Genomic DNA, 5445 nt, shown 5'->3' on the forward strand with positions numbered 1-5445 from the left:
TTTTTTAAACCCCCCCGCGCCCGCCCGGCGGGGCGGCCCGGGGGCCGGCCCCCGCCCCCGGCCCCCTCCCGGTGCTTCGACTCCCCTGGAATCAGGCGAGGTTGGCGAGCGCCTCGTTGAAGGTCTTGGACGGGCGCATCACCGCCGCGGCCTTGGCCGGGTCCGGCTGGTAGTAGCCGCCGAGGTCGACCGGCGAGCCCTGCACGGCGATCAGCTCGTCGACGATGGTCGTCTCCTGCTCGCCGAGCGCCTTGGCCAGGCCCTCGAACGCCTGGGCCAGCTCGGCGTCGGCGGTCTGCTGGGCCAGCTCCTGGGCCCAGTACAGGGCCAGGTAGAAGTGGCTGCCGCGGTTGTCGATGCCGCCGAGGCGGCGGCTCGGCGACTTGTCCTCGTTGAGGAAGGTGCCGGTGGCGCGGTCCAGGGTGTCGGCCAGCACCTGGGCGCGGGCGTTGTCGGTGCTGGTGGCCAGGTGCTCGAAGCTGGCGGCCAGGGCGAAGAACTCGCCGAGGCTGTCCCAGCGCAGGTAGTTCTCCTTGACCAGCTGCTGGACGTGCTTCGGGGCGGAGCCGCCGGCGCCGGTCTCGAACAGGCCGCCGCCCGCCATCAGCGGGACGACCGACAGCATCTTGGCGCTGGTGCCCAGCTCCAGGATCGGGAACAGGTCGGTCAGGTAGTCGCGCAGCACGTTGCCGGTCACCGAGATGGTGTCCTCGCCGCGGCGGATGCGCTCCAGCGAGAACGTGGTGGCCTCGACCGGCGACTTGATCTCGATCTGCAGGCCGGTGGTGTCGTGCTCCGGCAGGTACTTCTTGACCTTCTCGATCAGGACGGCGTCGTGGGCGCGGTTCTCGTCCAGCCAGAACACCGCCGGGTCGCCGGTGGCGCGGGCGCGGGTGACGGCCAGCTTGACCCAGTCCTGGATCGGCAGGTCCTTGGTCTGGCAGGCGCGGAAGATGTCGCCCGGCTGGACGGCCTGCTCCAGCACCACGTTGCCCTCGGCGTCGACGAGGCGGACGGTGCCGGCCGCGGCGATCTCGAAGGTCTTGTCGTGGCTGCCGTACTCCTCGGCCTTCTGGGCCATCAGACCGACGTTCGGGACGGAGCCGATGGTGGCCGGGTCCAGGGCGCCGTGGGCGCGGCAGTCGTCGATGACGGCCTGGTACACGCCGGAGTAGCTGCTGTCGGGCAGCACGGCGAGGGTGTCGGCCTCCTGGCCGTCCGGGCCCCACATGTGGCCGGAGGTGCGGATCATGGCCGGCATCGAGGCGTCGACGATGACGTCGCTCGGGACGTGCAGGTTGGTGATGCCCTTGTCCGAGTCGACCATCGCCAGGGCCGGGCCCTCGGCGAGCTCGGCCTCGAACGAGGCCTTGATCTCCGCGCCCAGGTGCGGCACGCCGTCCAGGCCGTTGAGGATGCCGCCGAGGCCGTTGTTCGGGTCCAGACCGGCGGCGACCAGCACCTCGCCGTACTTGGCGAAGGTCTTCGGGAAGAAGGCGCGGACGACGTGGCCGAAGATGATCGGGTCGGAGACCTTCATCATGGTGGCCTTGAGGTGGACCGAGAACAGCACGCCCTCGGCCTTGGCGCGCTCGACCTGGGCGGTCAGGAACTCGCGCAGGGCGGCGACGCGCATCACCGAGGCGTCGACGACCTCGCCGGCCAGCACCGGGACGCGCTCGCGCAGCACGGTGGCGCTGCCGTCCTCGGCGACCAGCTCGATGCGCAGCGCGCCGTCGGCGGCGATCACGGCGGACTTCTCGGTGGAGCGGAAGTCGTTCTCGCCCATGGTGGCGACGTTGGTCTCGGAGTCGGCCGACCAGGCGCCCATGCGGTGCGGGTGGGTCTTGGCGTAGTTCTTCACCGAGCCCGGGGCGCGGCGGTCCGAGTTGCCCTCGCGCAGGACGGGGTTGACGGCGCTGCCCTTGACCTTGTCGTAACGGGCGCGGACGTCCTTGTCCTCGTCGGTCTGCGGGTCGTCCGGGTAGTCCGGGAGCGCGTAGCCCTGCGCCTGCAGCTCGGCGACGGCGGCCTTCAGCTGCGGGATGGACGCCGAGATGTTCGGCAGCTTGATGATGTTGGCGCCCGGGGTCTTGGCGAGGTCGCCCAGCTCGGCGAGGGCGTCCTCGATCCGCTGGCCCTCGGCGAGACGCTCCGGGAAGCTCGCGATGATCCGCCCGGCCAGGGAGATGTCGCGGGTCTCCACGCGCACACCCGCCGTCGAGGCGTATGCCTGGACAACCGGCAGGAACGAGTAGGTCGCCAGGGCCGGAGCCTCGTCGGTGTGCGTATAGATGATGGTCGAGTCAGTCATCGGTACTCCGCTTCACGTCTCCAACGTCTTGACGTCAAGATATCTCGTCACGGCCCCCTAGCTCCACCTCCCCCCGCCCCGGAGCGTGCGCCGGGTGCCCCGGGGGCGCGCCGACGGTCAGCTCCACCGTGGTCCCGGGGCGGGTGCGGGGCAAGCGGAGAACGCTCAGACCTCGGCGAACCGGGCCGCCAGCTCCGTCTCGTCGGCGAGGAACCAGAGCTGTCGGCCGCGGTTGCTCTCCCGGACGAAGTCGCGCAGCGGGTCGCTCGCCGCGACGTGGTCGGCGATGTCTCCGAGGACCACCAGGCCGACGCGGTAGTTGACGAATTTCTGCACGATGCCGCCGGCGACCCGGGTGCGCAGCGTGAAGAAGTCCGGGTGCAGCCGGGCGACGGGGACGACCACCCAGGAGGCGCCGCGGCCGAACGCGTCGCCGATCACGTCCATGGCGTCCTGCTCCTCGCGGATCGGCGCGCCCTCGGCGGGCAGCCGCAGGACCGTCGTGCCGTACTGCTCGGACATTGCCGTTCTCCCTGGTCGATGTGGGTTCGATGCGGATCCCGATGCGGGTCCGGTGTGACCGACGCCATCCGGCGCGGCCGGCGTCAGCGCCTGGACGAGGCCTCAGTGCATGGACGAGGTCATCGTGTGGACGATGCCGAGCAGCGCGGCGGTGTCGGCCGGATCGCCGAGGACGACGAGCCGCAGGGTCTCCCGCTCCTCGTCGTGGACGGTCTCGACGTGCAGCGGCCAGCCGCCCTCGCGCGGGCCGGCGATCGCGGCCAGCACGGCGTTGGACAGCCGGTCGGCGGCGGCCCGGTCGACGTTCTCGATCCGGACGACGGCGGACACCTCGGCGCGCCGCGGGCCGGCACCGGGCACGGGTGCGGGCGGGGCGGCCGGGGCGCCGGTGAAGGCCTCCAGGTCCGCACGGGCGATCCGGTACTGCTTGCCGATCCTGGTCGCGGCGAGCCGGCCGTCGCGGATGTAGCCGCGGACGGTGCGCACGTGCAGGCCGAGCAGTTCGGCCACCTGTTCCACCGAGTAGTACTGCGCCACCTGCGACCATCCTCTCGAACATCCCCATCCGCAGGAAACATACCATCCGATAGGGATGTTTACGTAATGATAGGGAGTGGTTTAGTCCACTCGGGTGAACCGACCGTCAGGGGTGCGTCAACGCACCACCTCATTCGGTCAACGCCGCGTCAGGACCGGCGACGCCCGGCGGAACCCGGCCTAGCGTCGAAGCAGCAGTTCCGGCAGGCACCACCACCCCACCCGGGAGCACTCGCATGGCCCGCGTCGTCTGGCACGTTCCGGTCACCGTCTCCAGTACCGGCACCACCACCGCCCTCCGCCTCTTCCGCCTGCGCGACGGCCGCCGCTGCGCCGTCGGCTTCTCCAGCCCCGAGTCGCTCGCCGCCCTCTTCGGGCCGGACCAGGCCTTCACCGAATTCGGTGAACCCGCCCTGCGCGCGCTCACCGCCCCCCTCGGCATCGACACCCTCGTCCTCGACCCGCGCCTGGTCGCCCCGCCCGTCACCGCACCCGCCACCCCGCTCGCCCCCGCCCCGACCGCACAGCTCCAGCACCGGTGACCGCCCTCCAACTGGTCCCCGAGGACCCTGACCCCGAACCGGAACCACCCGAGCCGGCCCGGGCGCTGCACGCGCTCGTCCGGGTCAGCTACGGGCCGGTCCCGCTCGACTTCGACCGGCTGGCGGCCGAGCACCCGGCCGTCCAGGGCGGACTCTCCCTCGCCGGCGACGCCGACCTAGAGCTCCGCCTCGCCTGCACCGGCCCCGAGGAACTGCGGGCGGTCGCCGCCGCCCTCCAGCGCGCCGGGGCCGCCAGGATCCGGATCGACCTGGTGCTGCGCGCCCTCACCCCCAGACCGGTCACCCTCCGCCCGGTTCCCTAGGCCCTGGCCCCCCGCGCCCCCGTCGGGCGGCAGCAGGGCCCCGCCCCGGTGCCGCCCGACCGTGATCCTTTCCTCGTCCCGCGCCCGCGACGTACCGTCAAGCCCAGAGGCGACGCACCCGGCTTGAGGAGCAGGCACGATGGACCGATTGACGTACGACGAGGTCAAGGCCGCCGGTGAGCGGATCGCCGGGAGGGTGCGGCCGGTCGCGGTCGCCCCCGGGGACGACCACGGGCGGATCTGGCTGGCGCTGGAGTTCCTTCAGCACACCGGCAGCTTCAAGGCCCGCGGCGCGCAGAACTTCCTGCTCGCGCACGCCGAGGCGGGCACCCTGCCGGAGGCCGGGGTCACCATCGCCTCGGGCGGCAACGCCGGGCTGGCCTGCGCCTGGGCGGCGCGCGAGCTCGGCGTGCGCGCCACGGTGTTCCTGCCCGAGACGGCCTCCCCGGTGAAGCTGGCGCGGCTGCGCTCGTACGGCGCCGACGTGCGGCTGGTCGGCCGGGAGTACGCGGAGGCGCTGGCGGCCTGCGAGGAGTTCGCGGCAGGCAGCGGGGCGCTGGCCTCGCACGCCTACGACCACCCGCTGATCGCCGCCGGCGCGGGCACCGTGCTGGAGGAGATCAGCGCCCGGGTCCCCGGGCTGGACACGGTGGTGGTGTCGGTCGGCGGCGGCGGGCTGTTCGCCGGGGTGGCCGTCGCGGCCCGCGAGCACGGCGTCCGGGTGGTCGCGGTGGAGCCGGAGGGCAGCCGGGCCCTGCACGCCGCCCTCGCCGCCGGCCACCCCGTCGACGTCCCGGTGTCCTCCGTGGCCCAGGACGCCCTCGGCGCCCGCCGCGCCACCGCCCTCGCCGTCCACGCCGCCCGCCACGAGGGCGTCCGGTCCGTCCTGGTCGACGACGAGGCCATCGTGCGCGCCCGCCGCCGGCTCTGGGAGGACCACCGCATCGCCGTCGAGTACGCGGCCTCCACCGCCCTGGCGGCCCTCGACCACGCGGAGGGCGAGCGGGTCGCCGTCCTCCTGTGCGGCGCCAACACCGACCCGTCCGACCTCGCCGCACCCTGACCGACGGCCGCATCCGTCCCCCCACACGAAGAGGGGGGCGCCGGGGGGGGGGACCGGGGGGGGGGGGCCGGGGGGGGGCGCCGCGCGCGCCCGGCCGGCCCCCCCCCGGCCCCCGCGGGCGCCCCCCCCCGGCGGCGGGGCCCC

Annotated in this window: 6 protein-coding genes; 3 read left to right on the forward strand and 3 right to left on the reverse strand. The window is 73.5% G+C overall.

What is annotated here, in order from left to right:
* Window positions 1–91 precede the first annotated feature (91 nt).
* The 3 genes from ACFV61_RS30075 to ACFV61_RS30085 form a co-directional block, all read right to left on the reverse strand.
* On the reverse strand, window positions 92–2314 hold the full coding sequence (locus tag ACFV61_RS30075; RefSeq protein ID WP_063350304.1) for an NADP-dependent isocitrate dehydrogenase: 2223 nt from the start codon (window positions 2312–2314) through the stop codon (window positions 92–94).
* A gap of 165 nt (window positions 2315–2479) precedes the next feature.
* On the reverse strand, window positions 2480–2836 hold the full coding sequence (locus ACFV61_RS30080) for a DUF4180 domain-containing protein (RefSeq protein WP_063350303.1): 357 nt from the start codon (window positions 2834–2836) through the stop codon (window positions 2480–2482).
* Between the two features lie 102 nt (window positions 2837–2938).
* A complete protein-coding gene (locus ACFV61_RS30085) occupies window positions 2939–3373 on the reverse strand; it encodes a helix-turn-helix domain-containing protein (RefSeq protein WP_380380978.1) in 435 nt (144 codons plus the stop codon).
* A gap of 236 nt (window positions 3374–3609) precedes the next feature.
* Here ACFV61_RS30085 and ACFV61_RS30090 point away from each other — a divergent pair, with 236 nt between their 5' ends.
* The 3 genes from ACFV61_RS30090 to ACFV61_RS30100 all read left to right on the forward strand — a co-directional run bounded on the left by ACFV61_RS30090 (window position 3610) and on the right by ACFV61_RS30100 (window position 5301).
* A complete protein-coding gene (locus ACFV61_RS30090) occupies window positions 3610–3915 on the forward strand; it encodes an SAV_915 family protein (protein WP_063350301.1) in 306 nt (101 codons plus the stop codon).
* Complete coding sequence (locus ACFV61_RS30095; RefSeq protein WP_380495032.1) at window positions 3912–4238, forward strand: hypothetical protein; 327 nt, start codon at window positions 3912–3914, stop codon at window positions 4236–4238. The genes ACFV61_RS30090 and ACFV61_RS30095 overlap by 4 nt, the downstream gene beginning before the upstream one ends.
* Before the next feature lie 139 nt (window positions 4239–4377).
* Window positions 4378–5301 (forward strand): serine/threonine dehydratase, encoded by a 924-nt coding sequence (locus tag ACFV61_RS30100; RefSeq protein WP_380495034.1) that lies wholly within the window; start codon window positions 4378–4380, stop codon window positions 5299–5301.
* Window positions 5302–5445: the final 144 nt, after the last annotated feature.

Source organism: Kitasatospora sp. NPDC059817, from assembly GCF_042731835.1.
Lineage (GTDB): Bacteria > Actinomycetota > Actinomycetes > Streptomycetales > Streptomycetaceae > Kitasatospora.